This is a genomic window from Pseudomonas fluorescens (assembly GCF_902497745.1).
GTDB classification, from domain to species: domain Bacteria; phylum Pseudomonadota; class Gammaproteobacteria; order Pseudomonadales; family Pseudomonadaceae; genus Aquipseudomonas; species Aquipseudomonas fluorescens_BM.
Genome location: NZ_CABVHJ010000003.1, coordinates 439186 through 440160, shown reverse-complemented (window position 1 = coordinate 440160; position 975 = coordinate 439186). Strand labels below are relative to the sequence as shown.

At 59.6% G+C, this 975-nt stretch carries 2 protein-coding genes; both read right to left on the bottom strand.

Annotation, left to right across the window (positions count from 1 at the left end; translation table 11 throughout):
• A partial coding sequence (locus F8N44_RS07215) for a hypothetical protein (RefSeq protein WP_224794743.1) occupies nucleotides 1-267 on the bottom strand: 267 nt, incomplete at its 3' end.
• A gap of 213 nt (nucleotides 268-480) precedes the next feature.
• Nucleotides 481-843, bottom strand: a complete 363-nt coding sequence (locus tag F8N44_RS07210; RefSeq protein ID WP_150649830.1) for a DUF6124 family protein — start codon at nucleotides 841-843, stop codon at nucleotides 481-483.
• Between the last annotated feature and the right edge of the window lie 132 nt (nucleotides 844-975).

Genomic DNA, 975 nt, shown 5'->3' with positions numbered 1-975 from the left:
CGTGGTGCGCACGTCTGGATCCTCAATGGTTTCGCTGTCCAGTGCGGCCGGTTCATTCTCAAGCCAAAGCTCCATGATGTCCCCAGGATCCATGGTGCCCGCCAACGGTGGATCGACGAGGACAACGGCGCCTTCACCGTCGGTGACCAGATCGTAGGCCACCAGGGGCACGCCGATATGTGCACCTGTCACGGGGGTGGTCTGGCCGTTGACCATTGGCGGGCCAAGGACGAGGACGGTGTTGTCCGGTGGGGTAGAGGTGGTCATGGATGAGGCTCCTGCGCGGTGGGGACGGGCAGGGGTTATCAGAGCGCTTAATTGAAAATTGCGCACCTGTCAGATCTGACAGGTGGCGACGAGTGGTCATTGGCGCGAACATCAAAAGCAAAAGATCGCAGCCTTCGGCAGCTCCTACACGGTTATTTGTAGGAGCTGCCGAATTTTGATTCGGAATGTTGGAAAAGCGTGGTCTGGCCCCGTTTAGTCCTGCGGCAACTCCAGATTATCCATCACCCGATTCACCGCCAGCTCGCCGAGCATGATCAGTTGCGCAATCCCCAACAGCGTCCTGCGCTGCGATGCGGGAATGAGGTGGGCGAAGTCATGGGCGATGGTTCTGGCCGAAGCGAGTGTTTCGCTGGCATCGGCCAGCAGCTCTTCGTTTTTGAAGTCTGCGGTGACGGCGTACATCCGGCGGGTTTTGCGTGGCGGAGGGGTGGAGCCGGGTGGGCAAAGGTAGTGATCGAGGGCGCGCTCGGCGGCTTCGTGGAGTTTTTTGGAATCGAGGGATTCGTAGGGGGAGGTGGGGTCGGTTTCGGGTGGGTTGGGTGTTGGTTTGATCATGGTGAGACTCCGTGGTTGATTTAGCCGCCACGGCTCATCGCTAAACAAGTAAAGGTGGCGGCTGTACGCAGGTTAGCGATCCGGGTCACAGAAACCCCGGGTAGACCCGAAGGTCTCCCACGCACAGCCACC

What these genes read in the sequence shown, in the direction of transcription:
- F8N44_RS07210 (WP_150649830.1), bottom strand. Translation starts at nt 843, where the DNA reads ATGATCAAACCAACACCCAACCCACCCGAAACCGACCCCACCTCCCCC.